This is a genomic window from Magnetococcales bacterium, from assembly GCA_015232395.1.
Classification (GTDB): domain Bacteria; phylum Pseudomonadota; class Magnetococcia; order Magnetococcales; family JADFZT01; genus JADFZT01.
Window position 1 is genome coordinate 12,808 of sequence record JADFZT010000045.1, and the last position, 26,305, is coordinate 39,112.

Sequence of the window (26,305 nt, forward strand, 5' to 3'; positions counted from 1 at the left end):
TTGCTTTTAAACAAAGAAGTTCGTCCTCATGGAGGGGACACATTCATGAAAAATTTCAAGATATTAATGCTGGCAGCGATGTTCGGTAGTTTTGTAGTGGTGAGCGCAAGCGCTGTTGCCGGCGAAGGCCCTGCGCCAATAGACCTGGGTAAGGCTGGAAACTTTGCCATTCTGAGCCAAACTGGAATTACCGACGTTTATCGATCCGCTGTTGTTGGGGATGTTGGAACGAGCCCGATCACCGGCGCCGCTCTCCTTCTCTCCTGCGGGGAAGTAGTAGGGAAGGTCTACACGGTCGATTCGGCTGGCCCTTCCCCCTGTGCGATTAATGACGCCAACTTCCTGACCGGGGCTATAGCCGACATGGGATACGCTTACGGCGACGCCAAAGCGCGACTTTCACCTAAGGCCATTGAACTGGGCGCTGGAGAGATTGGCGGACTGACCATCACCCCTGGCCTCTACAAATGGAGTTCGCCAGTTTCGATTTCCACCGATGTCACGCTCTCCGGCGGCCCGGACGATGTCTGGATCTTACAGGTGGCGGGAAACTTAACTCAGGCCGGCGCGACACGAGTAACGCTGGCCGGCGGGGCCAAGGCCAAAAACATCTTCTGGCAGGTCGCCGGCGCTGTGGCTCTCGGGGCCAACGCGCACTTTGAAGGCATCATCCTTGGTAAAACCTTGATCGCCGTGAACACTAAAGCATCGGTTAACGGCAGACTGTTGGCGCAGACTGCGGTGACGCTTCAGATGAATGCGGTTTCCGAGCCTGCCAATTAAAGGCGCATACCTCCTCATGTGGGCTTGATCCCCACCCACACCGACAATAGTAGAGAGTTATCCTCTGGAGTTTAGGGCCAAGGTCGTGATTGCAACATTTCGGCGGGACGCGATTACGGCCCTACTCTTCATCCGGAACAATTAAATGGCCCGACCCACTCCCAAACGGCCTCACGATGGGCCATGACGGAGTTTTCAAACAACCATCAATTCAGAGCCGAAGCGGACCATGGCCAAAATGAACTGCGAAGGTTGAGATCATGAGCAAACGGGCAGGCATCGGACTCCTTGCGGCGCTTCTCCTGTTCGTGTGGTCATCAAACTCCAGTTACGCCGCTGGGATCCCTTGGAAACCGGGATCCTTCACAAAAAGACTCTACAAAAATGATGTGAAGGTAGTCTTGAAGGAGATCCTGGCCCTGAATGGCGTTAAGGAGTTGATTCAGCCTGATGTCCAAGGGACTGTGACAGCAACCTTCGATAAAGTCCCGTTGCAGACCGCTTTCGAACGAATGATGGACGAGTTCAAATTGGTGGCGAGTTATGCCCCCGCCACCAATACTGTCACCATCTCCACAGTCGCCAGTTCTACGCTCAAAATGGAATCCATCTTTACTCCGAAATCGGGCAGTCTGGACGATATCATGGGCGCCATGCGGCGGTTTCGACTCCTGAACGATGATGTAACACTCCGCTCCGATTCGATCACGGACTCCATCTTTCTCCAGGGGCCCCAAAACCGCACCACTGGCCTGATCAAGTTGATGGGGCAGATTGACGCCTCCTTCGGCAGCCGCCAGGCTCGCCTGGAGCAACAGAGCCAGAAAAATATCGATCGCCAGGGACAAGCCCTGAGAGAGCGTCAGATGGAACAGGCCATGGAAGACACGCGCCCAATGGTCAAAGTCATCGCCTTGCGTTATGCCAGCGTGGGCAGCACGTCAACCTCCTTTCAGGGGAAAACGGTCACCATTCCCGGGATCATTGAATCCCTGAATGCCTTCCTGAGCGGCAATTCCTTCCGGGACGCATCTCAGGCAACCACTGCGCCGACGGGTACGGGGACCATTCTTCACCCCATCAACCCACCGATACTCACCTCCGATTCCCGGACCAACTCCATTATCATTCAGGGGACTGTGGAACAAATTTCCCGCATTGAAAGGATCCTTGAGGAACTGGACAAACCGGTCCCCCTTGTTGAAATCGAAGTGATCATCATTAATGGTAGCGATTCTCTGTCAAGGACGCTTGGGGCCCAGTTGGGGGGCAATGCAACCGTGGGGAACGCAGAAGCGGGAACATCCCTGGTGACGACGACATACGCCAGACCCGCCCTGGAAACGGTCAGCAATGCCGCGTTGAACAACTCAGGCATCGCCTCTTTGGCGTCGACCGCTAGTGGCGGCGGTCTTGGAGCGTTTATTTTTCGGGGATCACGAGGGCTTCTGGATGCCACCTTGACGGCCCTGATCACCCAAAACGACGTGCAAACCATCGCCTCCCCGCGTTTGGTAACATTGAATCATCAGGCCGCGCAAATCACCAACTCCCTGCACCAGTCTTTTGCCGTTTCCAATGGTGACGAGACCCAGATCGGCCTGGAGACGGTCTCCAGCGGCGTCTCCCTACAGATCACCCCATCGGTCATTGCCGGAAAAGACCCCGGAGACATCGCACTGGTGCGCCTGGAAATCACCGCACAAAATTCCAGCCCTTCAAATACCGGGTCCGGTGTGGTCAATCTGAACGACCAAGAAGTTCAGACCAGCGTCATCATTCCCAGTTCGGCCACTTTCATCATGGGCGGGTTATTCAATACCAGCCGCTCGGAGACGGACACAGGGACGCCTTTTTTTAAGGATATTCCGCTGCTCGGGGCTCTTTTTCAGACGCGCACATCGGGCAATACCAAAAACGAAACCGTTTTTCTGATCACTCCCCGGGTGTTCAGTACCAACGACATCGATCCCAACCAGGGACGACCCACCCGGGAATATGTACAGCGGGAACGCTATCTGCTGAAGCGCAGCAGCCTCCGCATCCAAGACGAAAGCCACCTGCTTGACCTCAACCAGGAGGTGGATGCGGATGAATAGAGACCGCTATGTTCCGAACAATCACTTCATTGAACTGGACCTTTGGCGCGCCATCCCGCCGGTTCAAGATTGGCTCCCCTGGAATCTCAAGCAAGGGGAGGAATAGAGTGATGCCAACCAATAAAACAGGTCAATTGTCTGCCGCACGCGCCCTTGTGCGGGGCTTGGCTTTGACTCTGGTAACACTGCTTCTGGCGAGTTGCGCCTCTGCCAACATTTTTCCGACGGAACCAGTTGCCACGGAACCCGTTACCACGGAAACATCGGGTCCTCCCGTTATCGACTCCGGCCCGCCACTATGGCGATTGGGAGACACTTGGTCCTATAGCGATGGTTATGGACTCAAAGTGACCGATATTGATGATGAGGGGGTCGCCACTCTGACCAGGACTGACATCCCCGACTATTGGATCAAACGGCGCGGACTCTTCAAAACCGAGTCCCTGTCTGGCAAGAATCACCGTCAAGTTATCTTTCGCTCCACCCCCCCGGATGTTCTCTTTCCTCTGGAATCAGGTAAAGTGGTCGAATTTGTCCGGGAATTCACCAGAAATAAGCAACTGCGGAAGCACAAAACCCTGTGGCGGGTGGCGGGCAAAGAGATCATCGAAGTGCCTGCGGGCCGGTTTGAGTGCTGGGTCCTCGACTGGCACACCAAAAGCCTCATATCCGAATGGGAAGGCAAGGAGCGTTGGTGGTATGTCCCGAGGATTAAAAATTTCATCCGTCTGGAATATCGCTACGGAGATACCCCTGCCGGATCACGGGTCTTGATGAACTATCAGGTTGATTGACGAATGGGACGAGATAGGGATATTTAATAATGCCAGGTAAAATTGATAATACCAAATGAACTAGGTCTCGGCTGGCTTTGGAACTCTATACTTCTAAATACTTTGGTCAATGATGCCCGCCACCTCTCTCCAGAAAAGACAAAGCCGACCATCGCCTCTCCAAGCAAAGGTTCCTTTTTGACGCTGTGGCTTGAGACGAAGGTATTTCCATCCAGAAAAATGTTTCGCCCAACTGCGCGGCCTTCCACACCGCTAAAAACATAACAATCAAACGCGCTGCCTAGCCCTAAACAGCGGAGACCATCTTTTTTGGGACGAAAAAAGCCGGAGCCTGGAGGGCCAGGTGGTATGCTTGGCGGACCATAATCGCGATCCAAACCTGAGCCGACTCTCAGAACAAGGCCGGCAGTTAAATGATCATAGACATTGCCGACGGAAAATCCCATGGAGGGCAAAATATCAAAATATCTGGAACTATCGATGTGCTGCCACTGGCGACGGTAAGAAAGAACGACTCCAGGTTCATTGTGCAGTTGGTGGCGCCAACCTTTGGGTTCTGGCGAGGAGGTAACATTTTCATGTATCCAGGTTTGAATGTGGTCAACCTGGGAGACCTCGCCAACCATGCCTATCTGAAGTTCCAAAGTATCTAGAAAACTGCTTGAGTTAAATGTTCTTTTTAAACTGCGATGGTCGGCTACAAAACCAAAGCCTAGATAGGCCCAGCCCGCCCATGGGCGGTCATCATTTTGCAGTTGGCTATTGCTGATGTTAGCAGGAGTGAACATCTTCTGACCAAAAGAGATCGTCCCTCGCATATCTGTATCATGCTCTTTAAACCATGGAGTGCGCTGTCCCAACCATCGCAATCCCCTGTAAGGCATCCAATCGTCGTATTTTGCGCCAGTCAGGCAAGAGAGCTGGTGACCATGACTGTAATAGCGATCAAAACCATCTCCGATCATGTCGTTTTCATAGGTGACGCCACAACTCACTTTTCCTTTTCGGTTCCTTTGTTTGTGCTGCCATAAGCTTGAAAATGGGCGCTTAAGGTGAAAAAAAGGATGAAGGAGAATGTAGGCAGGAAAATACGACAAATAGGCATATACATATTATCCTAAATTCGGCAGTTGAACGCGCATGTTACCGCAACCTCTTAATCCGCCAAGCAAATCTTACGAAGATCTTATCACCAACAAGGTGACTGCGACTTCGCAAAATTCACTATGCGAATCAATATGCTACCCCAAGCAGGCGCGTTCAACTGCCGAATTTAGGATTATCGGTCAGATTTTGCTGATCTTTTGCGTTCGGCTCTTTTCGAACGACTCCTGTTCATGACGCTTGCCTCATTGGCGTGTTCTCATGGTGTGACGAGCGGTTACGATGACACGACACTATATTATCGTTCGAAAAGAGCCATAAACCAATAAAATCTTAACTCTCCAAGCTGTTCTTATGCTGCGGTTTTTTTAGCTGCATCCTTCGCCTTATCGACCAGTTTGACGCCTTTCTTTTTCAAACCATCAATATCAACATTTTTTACGGCCTTTATAGCGGAATCAGCTAAATCACCAGTTTGTGCTTTAAGTTTACCAATATCAATTTCTGTAGCTTTCTTCTTGGCTTCGTCAGCCAAATCTGTAGCACACTCTTTTACTCTGGCTGCCGCTTTTGTAGAATTATTTGAAAAGTCATTAAAAGTCATGATGAAACCTCTCTGTATGTTGATGTGGTGTGACATAACCTAACTGAACACCACGAATCTAAAAAGAGACCATTCTCTCAGTGATTGTGATGAACCATGGAATGATAAAAAAATCCAATCCATATAACCGTTTCCAACAATTACTGTACAAAGAATTTTTGTTCCCTTATTCACGAGGCGTGAATGACGGGGTAGTGTCAAATTTTCAATTGGAACGACTACACTCTTTCCATGACAAGGATGAGTATGGATGACGAAAAGAGAGCGCCTGGACTACAAACCGGAATTCAAGGGCAAGGTTGCCCTGGCAGTTCTCAAAGGAGAAGTGACCGTTGCTCAGTTATCGAGTGAATTCAATGCTCACCCAACGATGATTCTTATCTGGAAGAAAATGCTACCTGTCGTTCGTTTCTGAATCGGCGCGTCCAGAATCATTTAACTCATGGATGATTATGTTCAACAGGGCCGAATGCACCTTCAGACCACCATTGTATTCGATCAGGCCGAGCTTCCGGAATTTGTTCATGAAAAAATTAACCCGGGCCCTTGTTGTGCCAACTTGCGCCGCCAGCATCTCCTGACTGACCTTTGGGATCACCGCCTCCATCTTTCCGTCCTTGCCGAAGTTGGCAAGAAGCAGGAGCACGCGGGCAAGCCGCTTCTCGCTTGAGTTGAACAGCTGGTCAACCAGGTCGGCCTCAATCCGGATGTTACGCAAAAGCAGGAACGCCGTGAACATTTCTGACAACTCCGGCTGTTCGCGCAGCAAGCGAATCATCGCCGCCTTGTCGATGCTGACGGCGGTCGTCGATGTGATTGCCGTGGCTGAGGAGAGGTAGAGTTCCTGGCCGGCAAGGCACCCCTCACCTAAGAACTCACCATCCCCAAGTCTTGCGATCATGCCCTCCTTGCCCTGATCAGAAACGACTGTGATCTGCACGGCGCCCCGCTTGATAAAGAAGACGGTATCGGCGGCGTCTCCTTGCCGGAAAATGGTCTCCTTTGCGCGGTACTTGACGTTACGCCGCCCGGTCTCAACCAAGGAGAGGAAAGCCTGAGCGTCAAAATCCGGCGCCTTCCCGACTTTTTTAGGTAGCTTGGACATCATGCGCCTCTAAGCAACAGTGGTGTTGGTAGAAGAGTTCGCAGGCAGGTTCGGACACGCTTCCAGATAAATTGTGGCATCAGACTCAAGCCGAGCCATTTTGATTTGATTTTTTACGCATCCAGACAACCCATTATAGCATTTCGCCCCCCCAATATGACAAATTCCGAACGCCGACCGGCCTGCAAGGCGCACCATAGCGCGCAACACCGGCCCCGTATTGTCGTCATCGCTCATCCCTGGAAATACTGTTATCTGGCTGGTTTTCCAGACGATGCCGTCTTGAAGCCGCTCCCGGGGACGTCACTAGGGAACCCGGTAAAAATATATACTAACATATCATAAAATAAGATTATTTATGTTCAAAATTGAACAGTTTCATTCTTAAAAAATGGTCACTATGGCGGTAACCTGCGTAGAGCACAGTTCACCCAGACAGTACCGTCAAGGCGCACAGGTCAAGGCCATGGTCGACTGACATCGCGCGCAGGGTTTCCGGCGTCAAGCATGCGCAGAATGATCTTGTGGTCCGTTGACCACGCATAGGAGATTTCAAATGACAATGAAAAAGACCATTGGCATCGCCGTTTTCGCAGTCGGGGCGCTCATCCTGTGGTTCGCATACAACGCCTCGCAGGCGCCGGCGGAGGAACTCGCCAACACGATTACCGGCCGCTACAGCGACGAAACGATGTTGTACTTCGTTGTCGGCATTGCTGCTACCGTCGTTGGCGGCCTGCTCGCCGGTTTTGGCGCGCGCAGATAATGCAATGTAGGCGCGCCGCCACTGTTTGGAGAAGACAATGAGCCTCGGAACCATTCTGATCATCATACTGCTACTCATGGTGCTCGGCGTTCTGCCGACATGGCCGCATAGCCGCAGTTGGGGAAAAGCTCCAAGCGGCGTGTTGGGCCTCATTCTAATCATCGTGATCGTACTGCTGTTGCTGGGACGAATCTAGACGCTGGCGCGCCAAGGGTCCTGTCACCAACCTGGCGGAGTCCTGGTGGAGATCTTGGTCTGCCACGATTGAGTGATGGTGGATCGATCCAATATCACCCGGACCCATCTATGTAGACAACAGAAAAGCTGTGATGTGATACCCACTGGGTTGGTTCATCGTGAATGAGCCCTAACATTTCATCTACGAAGGAAAATTATACAATGCAAGCGAATATCAACCTAAATCGACTCATAGCCATACCTCTGACGGTGGCCATGATCTTCTTTACTATGCCTTACCACTGGGCTCAAGCTGGGATAATCGGCACTGACGCCCTCCTTAACCAGGAACAGAGGCCTACTTCAGACCGGGACCAGGTGACGGCCTACTTGGCTCGCCAAGAGGTCCAGAACCAGCTGTCCGCCTGGGGAGTCGATCCCGCCGAGGCTACTGAGCGGGTCCGCTCCATGAGCGACTCTAATCTGACTATGCTGGCCAAAGGGATCGCCAACGAACCGGCCGGCCAAGGCGCCGTCGGAGGGATAATCGGTGCGTTCGTGCTCGTGTTCCTAGTGTTGCTCTTCACCGACATTGTCGGATTTACCAATGTTTTCAATTTCACAAGATAAATCACAAGTTGGCTGGCAGTCGATCCGGCTTGGGTTGGCGGTCCTGCTGACGGCAGGGTTCGCCGCCTGCGCCCATCCGCCCCAGACCAACGCCCTTCTGGAGAGCGTTGACACGGCGGACCTGCCCAGACGTGTAATGCTGGAGTCAGTACCTTTCATCCCGCAGGAGAAGAATTGGTGTGGGCCGGCGGCCCTGGCCATGGCGCTACAATGGTCTGGAGTACCTGCCACTCAGGAGGCGATCGCCAAGATGGTTTATACGCCGGGCCTGGAGGGGGCTTTGCGCCACGACATGGTTACCGGGGCCAGACGCCACGCAAGGTTGGTGACTCCAGTACAAACTCTACAAGAGATCACTCGTGAACTGGCCGCTGGCCATCCAGTGCTGGTATTTCAAAACCTGAGCTTCAACGCGCTGCCATTCTGGCATTATGCCGTGGCCATCGGCTACGACCTGGACCAAGGTGAGTTGATGTTTCACTCAGGGACAACCGAGGTCCTGACCACGCATATGGGTCTCTTTGAACGAACCTGGAAGCGCGGCGACTACTGGGGACAGGTTGTTCTGCCACCCGGTCGTCTGCCGGCCAGCGCCACGTCGATGCAGGTGATTGAATCGGCAAGAGCCTTGGAGAGGGCGGGATGGGCCGAGGAGTCCATCACCATCTACCGCCTTGTAGTGACCCGCTGGCCGGAGCAATACCTCGGCTGGATGGCTTTGGGCAACGCCCACATGGCGCAAGAGGTCTGGACTGAGGCAACGACCGCCTTTCATAAAGCCGTGAAAATTGCGCCTGAGAAACCGGCTGGATGGAACAACTTGGCCTTCGCCCTGGCCCATCAGGAGCGGTGGGACGAATCAGAGACCGCAGTGGATCAGGCGGTGCGTGTAGGTGGCGAACTCGGGGAGATCTTTAAGCGCAGCCAGGAGGAGATCAGGGCCAAGCGGCGAATGCGGCATTGACCACTCCTGTCCATCCTCAAAACCTTGTCTGCTTTGAAAAAGCGAACAGTTCTTGAAAGTGCGTGGCGCTTTTTCCAATACGTTTAAATGTAAGGGCGCCGTTTTCAGAGAGTTATTTTTGACAGGTGGAGAATGAGATCTAGATGACAACCCGAGAATTGGAGTATTAGACGTGAAAAAAGCTAACATATCATCGGTATATGGTCTTATCTTGGCCGCGTTGGTGGCAGGATGTACCGTCAACCCCTATTCCGGCGAGAAACAGGTTGGCAAGGCGGCGTATGGCGCGGGTATTGGGGCGGCCAGCGGCGCTCTTATCGGCATGTTGACCGGTGATGATAGTCGAGAGAAACGCAACCACGCCTTGATCGGCGCCGGCGTTGGCGCCTTGGCCGGGGCCGGGGCCGGATATTACATGGATGTGCAAGAGGCCAAACTTCGTCAACGCCTGCAAGCCTCAGGGGTGGGCGTAACGCGAGTCGGCGATGAAATAGTCCTGAATATGCCGGGAAACATCACCTTTGATTCCGGCTCAGCTTCCGTCAAATCAAACTTCTATGAAGTGTTGAACTCGGTCGTTTTGGTGTTTAAGGAGTATCCCAAAAGCTTGGTGGATATCTTTGGGCACACCGACAGTACCGGTTCAAGTCAGATGAACCAGCAACTCTCTGAAAATCGAGCCGCCAGTGTTGGTCAATATTTCATCACTCAAGGCGTGATCAACAGACGGATTGCCACCAAGGGATTTGGCGAAAGATACCCTGTGACCACTAACGATACCCCCGAAGGCCGCAGCGCCAATCGAAGGGTTGAAATCCGCATCAGTCCTCTCACTTCCACATAAAACCCGGCTTTTTGAAATGCAGTTCAAAAATGCGCTGACTCTTGTCCAAGGTGAACAGATGAATTTTATTCGAGTGCTGTTGTTAATTCTCCTTGCCGGTCTCTATCTATCCTCTCCGGTTTATGCTGACCCGAGTTGGTCGGAACGGATGCGCGGGGCTTGGGAGCGGATTAAGAATATCGGCGATGGAGGCGTGGGCGCCGCTGAAGTGGTTTCCGGGGAAAAAAACTTCCCTGCCAACTCTGAAGAGTCAGGTAAAAACGGCCATGGAAACAATAATCGCGGTAAAGGCTGGGAGCGGGCCAAAGAGGTTGGCGGCAAGGCCAGGGGCAGTGAACGGTCCCGACATAGTCGTGAAAATGGTGAGAAAAGCTGGAAAAAATAGAAACAACATTAACGATAGATGACCATTTGAAGCTTCTCAATCAACCAGAACATACAAGGACAAAAAATGAAACTATTGAAGCTATCGGGAGTCGCCTTGTTAGCATTGACTCTTGGCGGGTGCGTTCTTTCCACTCCGAGAGAAAACCATGGCGAATACAAAGGTTATGTGCAGTGGCATCCACAGTCCGGCAAGCACTCTGTCGCCAGCGCCGGCACCCAATGTTACTTCTGCCCAGTCAGCGTAAAGGTTATGGACAGCGATGGCGACGGCGTATTGGACCCGGATGATCGATGCCCCGACACGCCCAGGGGCGTAAAAGTATCGCCCGACGGATGCCCGCTCGATTCCGATGGCGACGGGGTTCACGATGGGATTGACCGTTGTCCAGATACGCCCAGTGGCATCACAGTTGACGCCAAAGGGTGTCAACTCGATTCCGATGGCGATGGCGTCTTTGACGTCAATGACCGGTGTCCCAATACGCCCAGTGGCGCCGAAGTAGACCGCAACGGCTGTATTCCGGACGAAGATGGCGATGGCGTTCCAAACAACAAGGACCGCTGCCCGGGAACGCCGCCAAACCTGAAAGTCAATCCTGACGGCTGTCCGCTGGATACCGATGGCGACGGCGTGATTGACGCCAATGACAAATGTCCGGGAACGCCAAGTGGAGCCACTGTCGATGTCCAGGGGTGCTGGGTGCTCAAGGATCTCAATTTTGACGTCAGTCGCGCTACGATCAAGGGTGGAGGGAGAGAGATTCTTGACAACGCCGCAAACGTTCTCAGAAAAAATCCTCAACTCAAGGTGGAAATTCTGGGACATACCGACTCCACCGGATCTGACGCCTTCAATCAGAGGCTTTCGGAGCAACGGGCCAAAACGGTCTTTAATGCTCTGGTAGCACGAGGCGTTTCCCCTGATCGCCTGGTTACCAGGGGGTATAGCGAAAGCAAGCCGATTACCAGCAACAAAACCCGAAGCGGTCGCGCCATAAACCGTCGGGTTCAGATGAATCTTATACCGTAAGGTTGAGGTTTGGTTGAATTTGGGGGCGTCGTTTCCATCGAGACGGCGCCCCCTTTTGAGACATGTAAATCAGGGACCAGACAGGTAGGCGGTTATGAATGGCGAACTGACTCTTCAAATCCAATTATAATATGTCCGTCTCCCAAGAGCGTTACGATGCCATGCGGTATTGCGATGTTGTCCGAGTCGTTATACGGAATCTCGATTCCAGCCAAGACAACCCCATAAGGAGAGTAAAAATATGCCAATCAAAATCGAAGGTCCTGGAACCACGGAAACCTTAGCCACTGAAACGGATGTTTTGATTGATTTTGTCAGTGAACTCGCACGGTCAAACCGCCGATATTCCGAGTGGTGGGCTGATCTCAACAAGTTAATTATTTTTGGCGAAGAGAAATGCGGCGTTTCCCAAAAACACGCTGACAAATGCGATCTCTGCCGGTTTCTTGCTGAGGTGACTGATTCCGATATCAGAGACTCCATCCCTTTCAAGAGACTCTGTGCCCAACACAAGAGGGTTCACGACATGGCGGCGGATTTTTTGCGGCGCCGTGAGACGGGCGTTGTAACGGTCGCTGATTATGAACGCCTGAAAAATATCGGCATGAAACATCTGTACAACATGGACCAGATCAAGCACTCCAGCTTTTTTTCCATCGCGCATACGGATAACCTGACGGGGCTTTTAACCCGGGACGTGATGGAAGACGCCCTTAAGGAACAGGACGATCGGGGGAGACGGTTAGGCCAGCGTTTCTGCGTCGCTCTGGCCGATCTCGACCATTTCAAAAGGATCAATGATACATACGGGCATCAAGTCGGGGACACCGTCCTGGTAGAGATTGCGCGAATTTTCGAGGTTTTCCTCCGACCCTATGACGATGCGTTTCGGTATGGTGGCGAGGAGTTTCTGGTCCTGCTTCCCGAAACCACTATTAATAAGGCGGTCAACGTGATGGATCGTCTACGTGAAGAGGTGAAAACGAAGGTGATATGCGCAGATGAACACAAGATCTCAATGACAATTTCGGTTGGAATTTCGGAGTCTTCTCCCGGCCAGGATATTGAAGCCTTGATTAGCACAGCGGATGAAAACCTCTACAAGGCAAAGTCGGGAGGGAGAGATCGAGTTGTTTGTTAAGCCATTGGCCTGCGCCAAAACATAGGGACACGATTTCATTTTGATTTTCAATGGTATGGTGTCCGATCTGCGAAGCGTTAAAAAGCGGCTCAGGCTGCTTCCCGGTAGTACGGTCTGATGATTCCGCCGAGGGATTCTTTGCTTTGGATTGGACCATCTCGTTTGGGTTTGAAGTTGATGTCAGTACGTTGTTCCTGATGCCCTGATCATGATGGGATTCTTCCATACCATGATGCTGTACTCGGGGTCACCGGCTTCCCCTCACCATGAACAATCAGTTTTTCGGTCTCTTTCCCATGCTCCCGGGGTTTGTAAGGATTCCGGCTCCCGTCAGCATTTCACACGTCATTCTATCCTACCCGTAAGTTGCTCGCCACAGACTCAAGACTTCCAAAGCACAACGGGAAACCATGTGCATTCCCCACAAAAGTCGGGTATGTTGGCTCATGTTATGTAACATGGATCGGAGGAGGTGTGGTTGGCATGGCTAGAGGATCCAGTGGTAGGATCGTCATCGAGCTTGATCCTGCATTGAAGGGCAGGCTTTATCACGAGCTTGAGCGCGACGGACTGACGCTTAAGGATTGGTTTGTGCTTCAAACGCAGGAGTACCTTCAACAACGTGATCCCCAACGAATTCTTCAATTGGGCGGGCCCACGCAGGGGCAACAGGGGCGGACAAATGAATCGTTCCGCTCTACTGGTATCCGCTTTCGAGCCTAGCCGGATCGCATTTGGCCGGCATGAGACATTCCCTCTTCGCTACAGTTGGCTGACCAAAGGGTTTCAGGCCCTGCTCGAGGATCCGGGCGTGTTCTCATCAGACGAGGCCACGGTAACCCTGGGTGTGGGGAAGAACATGGTCAACTCGATCCGCTACTGGTTGCGCGCCATGCGGATGATGGATGCCAAGGACAACGCCCCCACGTCTCTCGGCCGGAAGCTCCTTGCTGAGGATGGATATGATCCCTACCTCGAAGATGAGGCAACGATCTGGCTGTTGCACTGGCTGCACGCCACCAATCCTGAGCAAGCAACCACCGCCTACTGGCTCTTCAACCGCTTCCACAAGCCCACATTTGCCTCAGAAGAGGCCGTGAGCGCCTTGGTGACGTTCGTGAAGGAGAACGTCACCGGGAAATACTCAATCAATACCGTGAAACAGGATATCGCGGTTATTCTGCGGATGTATGCGCCAAGCCGGAAGGCGACCAAGGTCGCCATGGAAGATGCCCTTGACTCTCCACTGGCTGCGCTGCGCCTGATCACGAGACAGGAGATTCAAAGGGGCTTCATTTCGTATCCAGAAGCACGATCCAGCCTGCCAGTCGAGATTGTCGGTTATGCGATCACAGAGCTGCTTCGATTCCATGGAGAACGGGCCATCCAGTTCCAGGAACTGATGTATGGCAGATTCGGACAGCTGGCGCTGGGCAGCATTTTTCGCCTGAGTGAAACCGCGTTGTTGACCATTCTGGAACAGCTGGTCGTCAAGTACCACAAGCACTACGAGATCCGTGAAACAGCTGGCGTTCATCAACTGTATCAGCTTGATGATGTGAACCCAGGCATGTTCCTGGACCGTCATTTCGGGCAACATGCCGGGAAGGTCGCGGCATGAGCATTTCCCACCTCATCCATATCGATACGCACTACACCCGCTCAATCAATCTTGAGCGGGATGCCCGCTCAGCCGTAACTGTTGACTCCTATATTCCGACACCCCGGGCCAAACAAGCTCTCGAACGAATCGGTGATGCCCTCCGTGACGGGGAATCACAACGGGCCTGGGCCCTGACGGGCCCGTATGGGTCCGGCAAGTCGATATTCGCCATATTCTGCGCCCACCTGCTCGGTGATCCAAGCGAGGAAACGACCCAGACCGCCTTGGGAGTCTTGGATGAAGAGCCAGAGTTGGCGAAGGTGTTCCGCGATCATGCCAAAGCTGGAAAGGGATTTTGCCCGGTGCTGATCACCGGCGCCCCGGAGCCATTGGGGAGCCGCTATTTGAATGCGCTCGCGGACTCGGCTGAGCGGTACTGGAGCAATCGCAGGGGTCGACTGCCACGGATCGTGACCGAGCTGAAAGAGCTTGCTGATGGAAGTGCCGAAATCGGCATCAGCCAGCTTGTTTCCCTGACATCTCAGCTGCAGAACGCTGTGGCGAACAGCGGAGGGCATGGCCTCCTGGTCGTTTTCGATGAGCTGGGCAAGTTCCTGGAGTACGAGGCCCGGCACTATGGAGCCAATGACATCTATTTGCTCCAGGCCCTGGCCGAGCACGCTTATGCAGGCGGCAAAGGGAAATTGCTGCTCATGGCGCTGCTCCACCAGGCGTTTGACCAGTATGCGCGCGGCCTTGGAGACAAGCTGCGGAACGAGTGGGCCAAGGTTCAAGGGCGGTATGAGAGCATTCCCTTTCTGGAGCCTGCTGAACAGGTTATGCGGGTTGCAGCGCTGGCCTTCGAGCCGAAACTGCAAAATGCTGACAAGAAACAAATTGAGAAGGCCGTAAAGGCATTCATTGTCTCAGCAGCCAAAGACAAATGCCTGCCTGGCGGGCTTGACGAAAAAGACGCTGAGAAGCTCTTTGCCCGCTGTTATCCGTTACATCCGCTTGCCCTCATGCTTCTGCCCGTGCTGTGCCAGAAAGTCGCCCAGAACGAACGTACGCTGTTCAGCTACCTTGGCAGCCAGGAACCCCATGGTCTCAGGCAGAGTATTGAGCGCCTCACCGCCGTTGGGGAGTGGGTCTATCCGGCAGAAGTCTACGACTATTTTATCCAGAACCAATCCTCTTCAATCTTCGATCATGTGACACACCGGCGCTGGGCAGAGGTGGTGACGGCGCTCGACCGTCTTGGCGATGCCTCCGAAGATGAGGTTTGCCTCGTCAAGACCATCGGGCTGCTCAATATCATTGGAGCCCACGGTGCGCTGAAGGCATCCAAAGGGCTTCTTTCTCACTGTTTGCCGACACCTGAACGGGTACAGGAAGCCTTGGCAGTTCTGGAGGCCAAAGCGATCATCCAGTTTCGCCACTATAGCGGCGAGTACCGGGTATGGCAGGGTAGCGATTTTGACCTGGAAGGCGCGCTTGAGGATGCCCGGAATCAGGTTGGACGGATTGAACTGGCAGAGTCCCTCAACAAGCGTCGCGCCGTGCCGCCGGTAATTGCGCGGCGGCATTCCATACAATCAGGCACGGTCCGCTTCTTTCAACCGGTCTTTGTGGATTCTGATTCTTACCAGAACCAAGAATCACATGTCCAATCTCCTCGGATCGTTTTCTATCTGTCCGAGGGTGAAGAGGTCGGTTCACCTTTGGAGCAGACTGTTGCCCGGCACTTCCCAGGCCATGACCTGGTTGCCATTTGCCCTATTGGCGCACGGCTCCGTGAGGCTGTGACGGATGTCATCGCCCTGGTCCGTGTGCGCTCGGAGCGCCAGGAGTTGAATTCAGACCCGGTGGCAAGCCGTGAGGTCAAGGACTCATTGGCCGCTGCTCAACGTATTGAAGAGCAATTGGTCGATTCGCTGCTTGAGCACCCCGAAGATTGCCGTTGGTACTGGGGCGGGAAGCTCCAGGAAATTGGCGGCAAACGGGATCTGCAGCAGTGCCTGTCAGCAGTTATGGGAGAGCTGTACCATGCATCCCCAGTGGTAAAAAACGAGCTGATCAATCGTGACAAGATATCCAGCCAGGCAGCGGCGGCTCGCAACAAGTTGCTCAACGCGCTGCTGTCAAACGCCGACCAGGAAGACCTTGGGATTGAGAAGTACCCCCCCGAGAAGGCCATTTACCGCTCTCTGTTCCTTGCAACGGGGATGCATGGTCAAGACGCTGACGGCTCCTGGAGGCTGTCGCCTCCGAGTGCCGACGATCCTTATCGCTTCAGCCCTGTGTGGAAACGCATCGATGAGTTCTATTCAGAGAGCGAGTCAACCCCGACGTCGTTTGATGACCTTGGCAAAGCTCTGACTGCGCCGCCATTCGGCCTGAAACAAGGCGTCCTGCCTGTTCTGTATATCGCATCGTATCTGACGCGACAGCATGAGGTGGCGCTGTATGAGGAACGGGGCTATATCCCTTATCTGACCGAGGATCTTCTGGAGCGCTTCGTTAGACGCCCAGAGGCGTTCCAGGTGCAACTATTCCGCATCACCGGCATGCGGGCATCCATCTACCAGGAGTACGGCAAGGCGTTATGGGGTACTGCGGAGCATGGCCGGTCCATACTGGCGATCGCAAAACCGTTGATGCAATTCATGCAGGACCTGCCCCTGTATGTTCAAACCACGAAGCGACTTTCTGACGTGACGTTGAAGGTGCGGAAGGCTTTCCAACTCAAAAAGTCACCGGAGGAGATGTTGTTCGAGTTGTTGCCGGCGGCCTGTGGCTATCCTCCTCTCGATCCAGATGATGATACCCAGGGGGAGCGTCTCTCGGACTTCGCCGTTGCTCTCACGGAGGCATTGCGGGAACTCAAGGGGGCCCTGCCGGCTCTTCTGGAGGAGCAACACAGGCTTTTGGCGAATGCTTTCAAACTTAACAAGGATTCGGACCTGGAATCTATGCGCGCCACGTTGCGGGCTCGTAGCGAGGGGCTGGAAAACTTCACCGTTGATACTGATGGGTTGCGGGCGTTCATCATGCGGTTGATCAACCGCAAAGGCAGCGATGCCGAATGGCTGAACGGCCTCCTGCTTTTCCTCGGGCGAAAACCTGTCGAGAAGTGGACAGATGCTGACCGTACAAACGCTGAGTACCGGTTAAGTGAGTTCAGTGGACGCTGGCGTGACCTGGAGATGCTTCGTGTTCAGTACGACAGGAACGCGCCGAAGAAGGATGGCGATTTTGAAGTGGCCCTGCTGCGCATGGTGCGGCAAGGGGTGGGCGAACAGGATCGTGTTGTGGTGGTCACTCCTGGCGCCAAGCAGGCTACAGCGGCTGCGACGGAACAGTTGGCTAAAGTCCTGGGCGAACTAGATGAAGAACTCCGGATTGTGGCTCTGGCCGAAGTCCTTAACGGCGAACTCTTCTCTGATGACCTTTGTGGTGATATTCTCGACCCTACGGAAAAACCTCATGTCAAGAAGACGGGCAAGAAATCATCGTGAGACACGTTTTGGGCATATCCGGGGGCAAAGATAGCGCAGCCCTGGCGATCTACCTGAAAGAGCAGGGCCGCGTGCCGGAGATGGAATATTTTTTCACCGACACTGGCGCAGAGCTGCAAGAGGTCTATGACTTCGTTGACCGTCTCGAAGCCTATCTGGGCCAGGAGATCGTTCGACTGAACAGTGGATCAGATTTTGATCATTTCTTAAAGGTCTATGGCGGTTTCCTGCCATCGGCAAGGCAGCGCTGGTGTACGCGCAAGATGAAGTTGGAACCGTTTGAGCGCTTCGTTGGAGACGATCCCGTCACTTCCTATATCGGCATCCGAGCTGACGAGGACCGGCAGGGTTACCTGAGCCACAAACCAACCATCAAGGCCGTATTCCCGTTCATTGAGGATGGCATCGTACGCGAGGACGTGTTCCGGATTCTTAAAGAAACTGTAGGCATCCCTGAGTACTACCAGTGGCGTAGTCGTTCAGGCTGCTATTTCTGCTTCTTCCAACGCCGGGATGAGTGGATAGGTCTCCATGACAGGCATCCGGACTTGTTCCGGAGAGCCATGGAGTATGAGAAGTTTAATGAGATCACTGGCGAACGCTATACCTGGATCCAGGGGCTCTCACTGGAGGAACTTGTCGAGAACCGGTCACGCATCACTTCAAAAGCCGACTGCCAGACTACGAGGTCGTGGGAAAAGAGGCTGCTTGAGGATGATGATGAAGATCAGGCGTGCCTGATCTGTAGCCTTTGATCGGGAGCGTACCGCAAACCGCGTAGTGAGGTTTTAGGAGTCGATTCACGTAGTTCAGGGGGTTGGGGCAAGAGGCATTGGAAACTTCCATAAAATCCTTTGCGGGGAGTAGTCCGGGCCAGAGCCTCGAACAACTCGTCCAGCACATCAGCCTGGACAATCTTGGTGTTGTTCTCGGAAAGGATGTTCTGGAATTAGTTGATGCTTTGACTGGACAGTCCGACAAGCAGGCCATCGTTCGTCGCATTGCGGTAACGTTCCTCCGTGATCAAGCAGATGAGACGATGGTCAGGCCGGAAGTCCGAGCGATCTGTCTCGACGCAATATCGAAAGACAAGCTCATCGAACTCACTAAACGTATGGGCAGTTCCAGCGAGGAGGCCTTGCGTGGGCTAGATCCGTCTCTGGATGAAGAAACATGGCGTTCATTCCTGGGCTTTTTCGGGATTGATGCCCGAGCGGCGGTACCATTTGCGGCAGCATTGGATCGGGAAACAGTCCGCTCAGACTTTGGCCTTTTCCCGCATCAGCGCAAGGCAGCTGACAGTATCCTTAACGCAATCCGTGGTGGGCATGGCCGTGTGGTGCTTCACATGCCCACGGGTGCGGGCAAGACCAGAACAGCGATGCATGTGGTCAGCCGTTTCCTTGGGACCATGGAGTCCTGTGTAGTGATCTGGCTCGCCAACAGTGCAGAACTGTTGGATCAGGCCGCTGATGCGTTCAAGGTGGCCTGGGCGCATTTGGGCAATCGGGATGTGGGGCTGTTGCGTTTATGGGGGGATCACGCGCCTGACCTGTCGGCTTTCTCTGACGGACTGGTTATTGCTGGCCTGCAGAAAATGCACGCCTTCAATACGAAGGATCCCATCGGGATCCTTCGTCTCGCAAGATCTGTCGCTCTCGTGGTCGTGGATGAAGCCCACCAGTCCATCGCACCCACCTATCGCGAGGTTATTGAGACCTTGAGCGAAACAGGTGCTCACAATGCCCTGGTTGGATTAACTGCGACGCCAGGGCGGACATGGTCAGATATTTCGGCTGATGAGCGACTATCGGAGTTCTTTCATGGGCGCAAGGTTATGCTCGAGGTCGAGGGCTGGGACGATCCAGTCTCCTACCTCATGGCCGAAGGTTATCTCGCTCGTCCTACCTTTCACCGGCTTGAAGTCAAAGCGTCTTCCGAACTCAAGCCCCGCTTGAAGGCAGAAGCGGGTAAGGGAGATGATTACGCTACCATTTTGCTCGATAATCTGTCCGATCAGGTGGACCGCAATATCGCCATTATCGACGAGGCCCGCCGGTTGATTGCTGCGGGCCATAAGCGGATTCTTCTTTTCGGAGCGTCGGTCCGACATGCTGAAGTCCTGGCGGCGGCGTTTTCTGCGCTTGGGATTGACAGTCGCGTCGTTACAGGGAAGTCGGCGGCAAGCGCTCGCGAACGGGCCATCAAGGCTTTCCGAAAGTCTTCATCCACGCCAATAATCCTGTGTAATTTCGGGGTATTGACCACTGGCTTCGATGCGCCGAACACAAGTGCCGCTATTATTGCCCGCCCGACGCGATCATTGGTCCTGTTCAGCCAGATGGTGGGACGCGCCACACGGGGTCCAAAAGCCGGAGGCAATGAGACCTGCGAAATTTCAACGGTGGTAGATATCGATTTGCCAGGATTTGGCGATGTCGCCGACGCGTTTACGAACTGGGAGGATGTGTGGCATGACCCAAGCTGAACAGCATGAACTCGAAGATATTGTCAGCGCCGAGATCATCCCCCTTCGTCTTGCCATCACAGCAATGCGGGACTCCGGCTATAAAAATACTGCCTACGCCCTCGCCGAACTGATCGACAATGCGATCCAAGCGAACGCAACGACAGTCGAGGTGTTGTGCATTGAACGGAAAGAGCTTGTCTCGACGCGGGAACGGCGTCGTCTTTACAGAATGGCCGTTTTGGACAATGGCTCTGGCATGGATGCACTAACGCTTCGTAAGGCGTTGCAGTTTGGAAATGGAACTCGACTAAACGACCGCTCTGGCATCGGACGGTTCGGCATGGGTTTGCCCAATGCGTCAATCTCGCAAACACGGAGGGTAGACGTGTGGAGTTGGCAGAACGGGCCGACCAATGCCATCCACACCTATATTGATTTAGGAGAGATTGGAAAAGGTTCAATGCGGGATGTGCCGGAACCGCAACATGAATCCGTTCCTGACGATTGGGGCCATCTATCTCAGGGGCTTGGCCAAAGCGGTACCCTTGTTGTCTGGTCTGACCTCGATCTGGATCGGCTGACCTGGAAGAGCGCAACTCACACCCTGCACAACACGGAAAGACTTGTTGGACGGATCTATCGGCGATTCATCATGGAAGGAGTGGTTACGATCCGTCTCTTTGCCAAAGAGGAAGGAAGCGATAAGCAGCTGCATGATCGGGAAGCTGTATTTGACGATCCATTATATCTAACCTCGTCACCCGCAGTGCCTGCCCCATTCAACGATAAACCAATGTTCGAACATGTGTTCGATGACCCGCAAAAGATTGAATATGGCGGTCACGAGCATACCGTCAATATTCGCTACTCCGTCGCAACACAGGACACCATCAAAGAAGCAGGAACTCAGGACCGTGGTCGCACCAATTACGGGAAGCATGCCGCTGGCAATATCGGAGTATCCGTTCTTCGTGCAGGACGTGAGATAATGCTGGATCAGGGTTGGTGCATTGGGTATGACCCGCGCGAGCGATGGTGGGGTGCTGAAGTCGAGTTCCCACCCGCTTTGGACGAGCTTTTCGGCGTGACGAACAATAAGCAGGCAGCCACGCACTTCTCTGAGCTGGCAACGACGGAATGGGAGCAGCTTGCTGAAGAAGGTGAACAGTTCATCGACGTCGTGAACAGGCTTAAGGAAGATGGCGATCCTCGTGGCTGGCTCCTGACTGTAGCAGACAGCATCAAGCGCAACCTGGAACAGATCCGCAAAGCACTGAAAGCACAAGGCGCGGGTCGTCGTTCAACAAGACGGAACCGGCACGGTGAAGCTGATGACGTGACGACCACTGTCAACAAAGGGTGGAAGGAACGCTCAAAGGAAAAGCCTATCGAAGGTGAGGACCAGCCGACGACAGAGCAGGACCTTGAGGAAATCCGCTCTGACCTCACAGAGAACAAGAACTATGATGAGACCGACGCCGAAGATTTGGTGTCACTGATCCAAGATGCTGATCTAAGGGTTATATTCCTCGAGGCTGATTTCACAAACGCTTATGAGTTGTTCAATGTCGAGATGAAGGGCAATGTGACGGAGGTAACCTTCAACCGGCAGCACCCCGTCTTTGACGACATATTTGGAACAGTGGCGACGGTTGATGAGGATGTCGCCGACCTGTCCAATGAAGAGATTCTACAGCGGCTTTTAAGGGCCGTTAATGCAGCGAAGATTACCTTTGCAGCTTGGGCTCGCTATGAACGGGAGGCAGGGATTAGTCGCGCGCAGGCCTTGCAGAAGGTTCGGTTCGATTGGGGGCAGATTGCAGCGAAATTTCTCCAGCCAGAAGATGATCTCGACTTGTAGCGCGATCGGAGACGCAGATCATGGTTGTGGATGGAGAACGTCTGAAGACTCTCGTGAAAGGCGCACAACAGCAAGTTCTGCTCTGTGCGCCATTTATCAAGGTGGGAGCATTACGCATGGTGCTCTCTTCAGTTGATGAAGGGGTTCAAGTTCGTATTGTCACGAGGTGGCGGGCGGCAGAAGTTGCCTCAGGTGTCAGCGACCTGGAGGTTTTTGAACTTGCCAATGAGCGCATGAACACCGAGCTGGCATTGCTCGATGATCTGCATGCCAAGCTTTATTTGGCCGATGATGAGGGCTTGGCAGGTTCCGCCAACTTGACTGCGGCCGCACTGGGTTGGGCGGAGAAGAGCAATGTCGAACTCCTCTTGCGGGTTGTTCGATCGGACGATGAGGTTGCCCGGTTATTGCGGCGTTTGAAACGTGCAGAGCCCGCCACCTACGCCATTCGCTCCGAAATTGAAGCAGCAGCAATTGCGCTCAGCGCTGCAAAACTCGATGAAGGCCAGGATATCTCTGACGATATGGAGATCCTCCAGAACTCTGCTTGGCTCCCGAGATGTGCGGCGCCAGGACGGATCTGCGCAATTTATGAGGACTCGCAGACGACATCGGTGGTAGAGGGTACCAGAGAGGATGGGCTTGCCGACATCCGAGACCTACATATACCGGATGGTTTATCACCAACGGAATTTGCAGAGGCTGTACGCGATACGCTTTTATTGATGCCAGCGTTTAAACACATCATTGACCGCATCCCCCAGGGGCTAACAGACTCTGCTGGCACTACGCTTGTCACAGAAATACGCCCTGACCTAAATCAGTCCAATGCTGCCCTTCAATGGCGCATCGTCAGGGACTGGATTTCGGTGTTTTTCCAGAGAGACTTTGAAGTCGCGCCGGACTCTTTTGTAACACGCTTACGTTCTCGATAATGGACAGTGAAGTTTCGCGTATCGGCTGGCGCTCATTTATTCCAACCTTGTAAATCTGTCGATACTCACCACCTTTGGCACCATTCGTCCAGAGTTCCCTTGAAGCATCAATACAATCTGCCGGTCATGGTTTGGGCCGTAGCTGACATGAAATGATTGATGGTCTTCTCCGTAGAAATATAACCGATCAAACGGAGTATTTCTCACCACCCACTGAGCTACTTCCAACAAGCTTTCATCCTCAACGAAAAAATCGCATGCAGCACCTAGTCGCGGACAGATTGGATTTCCTAACCGATTGAGTTCATGAGCTGCATGTTGATCCCGCTTTGGATCAATGCGTCCTGGAATTTTTCTGGCCAACTCTGGAGAGCAGAAGCCATAGGTCAACTGAATCATCCCGAAATAATCGATCACGGGATCCAGAATATTGACTGCAAGATCATAGAGAGCGTTGTAGCTCTCCGGCTGTAATGGCAGGTTGGCAAGTCCGGTGGACGCCTGGGTCTCACCGCATTCAATAAGCTGACGGAAAGTGAGGAATTGGCCGCATGGATCGTCCAGGTCTGGAACGCTGCGTGAACGGGCCAACTCAAATCCTTCAATCATCCAGCGATGGCGCGCCAGTTGACTCAGAAAGGCGTCGGGCGCTGGCCCATATCCGGACAGGTTAATCGTTCCCAACGATTCTAACGCCTCTTCGAAAGCCAGTTGCTCTGGATAGTTCGGAAACTCCTCATTGATGTAGCGGGACTTGCGGAACAGGAATGGCGGTGCGTATGCATCACCATAGGCAAAATATTCGATATCCTGCTCCCGGAGTTTTATTTTGACCCTTTCGACCATTCGAGGAAGTGGCATTCCCTCGAAGTCGTCATAGCGCATCAGGCTCACCTTGCCAGAGCGGATGTGAATTTTTACCAATTCAGCGTTCCGATAGTCGCCATAGAGTAAAGCAGCACACCCAACATAGACCCGTAATAGTGGTTGGAGTTGCTCTACCATGCTCACATGAAGTTGCAGTGACTCCCCTGGCTCCAACCAGCCCAGGCCACGTTCCGCCGCTTCCTCGCATGCCTGTGCGATGGCGTTGACATCTGCAATCTGAAACAATAAGGCTCGAGACTGAGCTTGGGCCGTTCCGTAGTCTCCAAAGAACTGCTTGATGTCTCGTTGTAAGCCGCGCTCCAAATGCTTGTAAGGTCGACGACGTTCAAACTGGTTCAACGCAAAATATACTTCCAAATCCGCAACCCGCATCTCAGCGGCGCACTTGACCTCAGCACAATCTTTCCGCCCCTCCAAAAAACGTAGGGCTTTCGGGAGAGATCCAAACGCCTCCGTCAGCGCTAACAAGTCTTTCACCTCCGACTTGTCCGGTTTGCGACCAAGCGCAAGCCAATGAGTCCAAAGGCGCTCAAGCGGTTCTCGGTGGGCTTCGTATCGTTCTGCTGAGCGGTCACGACGCGGTTTCTTTACTGTTTCCCGGGGTCGATGTGATGGAGATTGAAGCCGGTTGTGCTTGCTCCGATACCGATCCATCAGAAAGCGCTGTTCAGAATCCTTGTCACGGAATACAAAAAGAACTCCAGGCGCTACTGGGATAGGTTCTTCATCAAGAACCTTCTCCAAAAACGCTTTAATCTCGGATTGGGTGAAGTATTTCTGGAAGGTTCCGCGTGAGGTCATCACGCCATCACGAAACCTCTCGCCACGAGGATCGTTCTGATTTGCCAGCATTACGGACACCACCAGCAGACGTTCTGCCAACGACCATGCTCTGGTCAGCGCCTCAACGCGTTCATCAAAGTCTTCAATGACGTTGATCACGAATCCCAGGTTGACTATGTCCGCTGACGCAACAGGGTTGTCCGGCGCGAAATAGGGATCCCATCCTACCGCCGATAAACCGTTCTCGATCAACCCGCGTACATCATCCCCACGCCCACAACCGTAATCAAATAACCGGTGGCGACCATCCAAAAAACCATAGCGCGCCAGCGACTGTATTGGGGCTGAAAAACCGTAACGCACCAGGGCCGTCAGGTGTCGAGACGCCTCCCAATCGGAGTGGAGCACTGTTGGCTCTTGTTCACATCCTTCAGTCGACTCATCGTTTCCAATCGGAACCAGAGAGTAGTCTTCGATTCTGTATCCTTTTTCACGGACCAACGCCATCCATTGGCGGCGGTAACCAATACGCTTTGGCTCGTCGAACAACCCGATGGATTCAGCGGTACTGGTCAATTCCTCGCATCTCTGCCGAAGCGGATCACTTGGCAAAAGGAGTAACTCTTTGCGATGCAGGATTGGGGGGTTCAGAGAATCGGCATAGGTACGGTATCCCACTGTTGAACGGTCAAAATCTACCAACCAACTTTCACGCAGCGAAGGGAACGGATCGTCGGAAAATTCTGGATAATTGAGCAGAGCAATGGAAAGGCCATCCTCATCAAATCGCACCAGATTAAAGTTCTTGTGCGGCTTGATGTTGGCCAGCCGCTCTGCTTCAGACACACGCGCCATCCACTTGGCGTCCAGCTTGGGTAAAGCATCGACATGCAAATATGTCTGACCGCCAACGACCTTTCTCGGAGCTGACTCCATAAAATCCTGACCCTATTCTTGACGTCCGTCCACGCTTCACTCAACCATCAAGGCAAACAAGTTCCTCTGCTCTGGCCATAGAAGCCAGTGTTTATGCTATCTTTCACGCATAGTCGTGAAAAGGATCTTAAGCCGCCTCCCGGTAATAGGATCGGATAATCCCCCCGAGAGCCTCCTTGCTCCGGACCGGGCCTGTCTTTTGCGGCCTGAAATCCACGTTCAGGACGTTGTTGCCGATGCCATGGCCCTGATGCGGGCGTTCATCATGATAATGGCGCACCCAACTCCGAGTAATGTAATCCAACTGCCTTCGGCTGAAACAGACAAAGAAATCAAGCGCTTCTCTCTTTATGGATGCCACGAAACTTTCGGAAAATGAATTCGCTTGGGGGGCTCGATGGGGGATCTGGATGATCCGGGCTCCTTCGGTTTTCCAGACCTCATCGAATGTTCCGGAGAACTTGGTGTCGGCGTCCCTGATCAGAAATCGTGGATTGATTCCCAGGTCACCGCACCACATGGCGGCATTGCGGGCCTGTTGGGTCACCCAGGCGCTGTCCGGGGAATAGGTCGATGAGCTGCAGTAGACCCGCCGGCTGCCCAGGTGGATGAAGACCAGGATGTAGGCCGTCATCTTCCCGGAGAAGGTGAAGACGTCCTTGGTGAAAAAATCGCATGCGATGACCGATTCCAGATGAGCATGGATGAAGGTCATCCAGTCCAAAGGCGGCTTCTTCTTTTCCTTTTCAGGGCTGGGGTGGATGCCGGCCTCGGTGAGGATCCGCTTGGCGGACGTAACGCCAAGACCTGGGTTTCTGACGGGTAGACACGGAAATTTGTAAAATCCCGTTTTATAACGGGATGTTGTGCAGGTTATCCCCAC

The 26,305-nt window shown here is 53.4% G+C and carries 23 protein-coding genes; 18 read left to right on the forward strand and 5 right to left on the reverse strand.

The genetic code is table 11. From position 1 onward, the window contains the following. The first annotated feature begins 45 nt into the window (after positions 1-45). The 3 genes from HQL52_12780 (at position 46) to HQL52_12790 (ending at position 3,676) form a co-directional block, all read left to right on the forward strand. The gene (locus HQL52_12780; GenBank protein MBF0370320.1) at positions 46-783 is read left to right on the forward strand and encodes a DUF3494 domain-containing protein; all 738 of its coding nucleotides are present in this window, start codon (positions 46-48) and stop codon (positions 781-783) included. A 401-nt stretch (positions 784-1,184) separates the two neighbouring features. Then, positions 1,185-2,882: a hypothetical protein gene (locus HQL52_12785; GenBank protein MBF0370321.1), complete on the forward strand. Its 1,698-nt coding sequence runs from the start codon at positions 1,185-1,187 to the stop codon at positions 2,880-2,882. Positions 2,883-2,992: 110 nt separating this feature from the next. Then, positions 2,993-3,676 (forward strand): hypothetical protein, encoded by a 684-nt coding sequence (locus HQL52_12790; GenBank protein MBF0370322.1) that lies wholly within the window; start codon positions 2,993-2,995, stop codon positions 3,674-3,676. 23 nt (positions 3,677-3,699) lie between these two features. Here the strand turns inward: HQL52_12790 and HQL52_12795 are convergent, their stop codons facing one another. Continuing rightward, complete coding sequence (locus HQL52_12795) at positions 3,700-4,641, reverse strand: lipid A deacylase LpxR family protein (protein ID MBF0370323.1); 942 nt, start codon at positions 4,639-4,641, stop codon at positions 3,700-3,702. 491 nt (positions 4,642-5,132) lie between these two features. Then, entirely contained in the window at positions 5,133-5,384 is a 252-nt protein-coding gene (locus HQL52_12800) for a hypothetical protein (GenBank protein MBF0370324.1), read from the reverse strand. Between the two features lie 250 nt (positions 5,385-5,634). Between HQL52_12800 and HQL52_12805 the strand changes: the two genes are divergently transcribed. Next, positions 5,635-5,799, forward strand: a complete 165-nt coding sequence (locus HQL52_12805) for a hypothetical protein (GenBank protein ID MBF0370325.1) — start codon at positions 5,635-5,637, stop codon at positions 5,797-5,799. Here the strand turns inward: HQL52_12805 and HQL52_12810 are convergent. Further along, entirely contained in the window at positions 5,779-6,489 is a 711-nt protein-coding gene (locus HQL52_12810) for a Crp/Fnr family transcriptional regulator (GenBank protein ID MBF0370326.1), read from the reverse strand. The genes HQL52_12805 and HQL52_12810 overlap by 21 nt on opposite strands. Positions 6,490-7,045: 556 nt before the next feature. On the opposite strand from HQL52_12810, the gene HQL52_12815 reads away from it, so the two are divergent. From HQL52_12815 to HQL52_12880, 14 genes are all read left to right on the forward strand, one after another. Further along, on the forward strand, positions 7,046-7,255 hold the full coding sequence (locus HQL52_12815) for a DUF3185 family protein (protein ID MBF0370327.1): 210 nt from the start codon (positions 7,046-7,048) through the stop codon (positions 7,253-7,255). 37 nt (positions 7,256-7,292) lie between these two features. Further along, positions 7,293-7,451, forward strand: coding sequence for a DUF3309 domain-containing protein (locus HQL52_12820; GenBank protein ID MBF0370328.1), 159 nt, complete (start codon positions 7,293-7,295; stop codon positions 7,449-7,451). Positions 7,452-7,654: 203 nt separating this feature from the next. Continuing rightward, positions 7,655-8,062: a PA2779 family protein gene (locus tag HQL52_12825; GenBank protein ID MBF0370329.1), complete on the forward strand. Its 408-nt coding sequence runs from the start codon at positions 7,655-7,657 to the stop codon at positions 8,060-8,062. After that, positions 8,040-9,026 carry a PA2778 family cysteine peptidase gene (locus tag HQL52_12830; protein ID MBF0370330.1) on the forward strand — a complete coding sequence of 329 codons (987 nt, stop codon included), beginning with the start codon at positions 8,040-8,042 and terminating at the stop codon, positions 9,024-9,026. Before HQL52_12825 ends, HQL52_12830 begins: the two co-directional genes overlap by 23 nt. Positions 9,027-9,198: 172 nt before the next feature. Beyond that, a complete protein-coding gene (locus HQL52_12835) occupies positions 9,199-9,870 on the forward strand; it encodes an OmpA family protein (GenBank protein ID MBF0370331.1) in 672 nt (223 codons plus the stop codon). A gap of 16 nt (positions 9,871-9,886) precedes the next feature. Further along, entirely contained in the window at positions 9,887-10,255 is a 369-nt protein-coding gene (locus HQL52_12840; protein ID MBF0370332.1) for a hypothetical protein, read from the forward strand. Between the two features lie 66 nt (positions 10,256-10,321). After that, positions 10,322-11,287 (forward strand): OmpA family protein, encoded by a 966-nt coding sequence (locus tag HQL52_12845; GenBank protein MBF0370333.1) that lies wholly within the window; start codon positions 10,322-10,324, stop codon positions 11,285-11,287. Between the two features lie 241 nt (positions 11,288-11,528). Beyond that, on the forward strand, positions 11,529-12,428 hold the full coding sequence (locus HQL52_12850; protein MBF0370334.1) for a diguanylate cyclase: 900 nt from the start codon (positions 11,529-11,531) through the stop codon (positions 12,426-12,428). A gap of 682 nt (positions 12,429-13,110) precedes the next feature. Then, the gene (locus HQL52_12855) at positions 13,111-14,049 is read left to right on the forward strand and encodes a DUF4007 family protein (protein ID MBF0370335.1); all 939 of its coding nucleotides are present in this window, start codon (positions 13,111-13,113) and stop codon (positions 14,047-14,049) included. Beyond that, positions 14,046-17,549 (forward strand): hypothetical protein, encoded by a 3,504-nt coding sequence (locus tag HQL52_12860; GenBank protein ID MBF0370336.1) that lies wholly within the window; start codon positions 14,046-14,048, stop codon positions 17,547-17,549. Before HQL52_12855 ends, HQL52_12860 begins: the two co-directional genes overlap by 4 nt. Further along, entirely contained in the window at positions 17,540-18,304 is a 765-nt protein-coding gene (locus tag HQL52_12865; protein ID MBF0370337.1) for a phosphoadenosine phosphosulfate reductase family protein, read from the forward strand. The genes HQL52_12860 and HQL52_12865 overlap by 10 nt, the downstream gene beginning before the upstream one ends. A gap of 77 nt (positions 18,305-18,381) precedes the next feature. Beyond that, the gene (locus HQL52_12870; protein MBF0370338.1) at positions 18,382-20,037 is read left to right on the forward strand and encodes a DEAD/DEAH box helicase; all 1,656 of its coding nucleotides are present in this window, start codon (positions 18,382-18,384) and stop codon (positions 20,035-20,037) included. Further along, entirely contained in the window at positions 20,024-21,880 is a 1,857-nt protein-coding gene (locus HQL52_12875) for an ATP-binding protein (protein MBF0370339.1), read from the forward strand. Before HQL52_12870 ends, HQL52_12875 begins: the two co-directional genes overlap by 14 nt. Before the next feature lie 20 nt (positions 21,881-21,900). Next, positions 21,901-22,815: a phospholipase D family protein gene (locus tag HQL52_12880; protein ID MBF0370340.1), complete on the forward strand. Its 915-nt coding sequence runs from the start codon at positions 21,901-21,903 to the stop codon at positions 22,813-22,815. Positions 22,816-22,851: 36 nt separating this feature from the next. Here HQL52_12880 and HQL52_12885 read toward each other — a convergent pair whose 3' ends face one another. Next, a complete protein-coding gene (locus HQL52_12885; protein MBF0370341.1) occupies positions 22,852-25,422 on the reverse strand; it encodes a DNA phosphorothioation-associated putative methyltransferase in 2,571 nt (856 codons plus the stop codon). Positions 25,423-25,549: 127 nt separating this feature from the next. Continuing rightward, the gene (locus tag HQL52_12890; GenBank protein MBF0370342.1) at positions 25,550-26,137 is read right to left on the reverse strand and encodes a transposase; all 588 of its coding nucleotides are present in this window, start codon (positions 26,135-26,137) and stop codon (positions 25,550-25,552) included. Positions 26,138-26,305 lie beyond the last annotated feature (168 nt).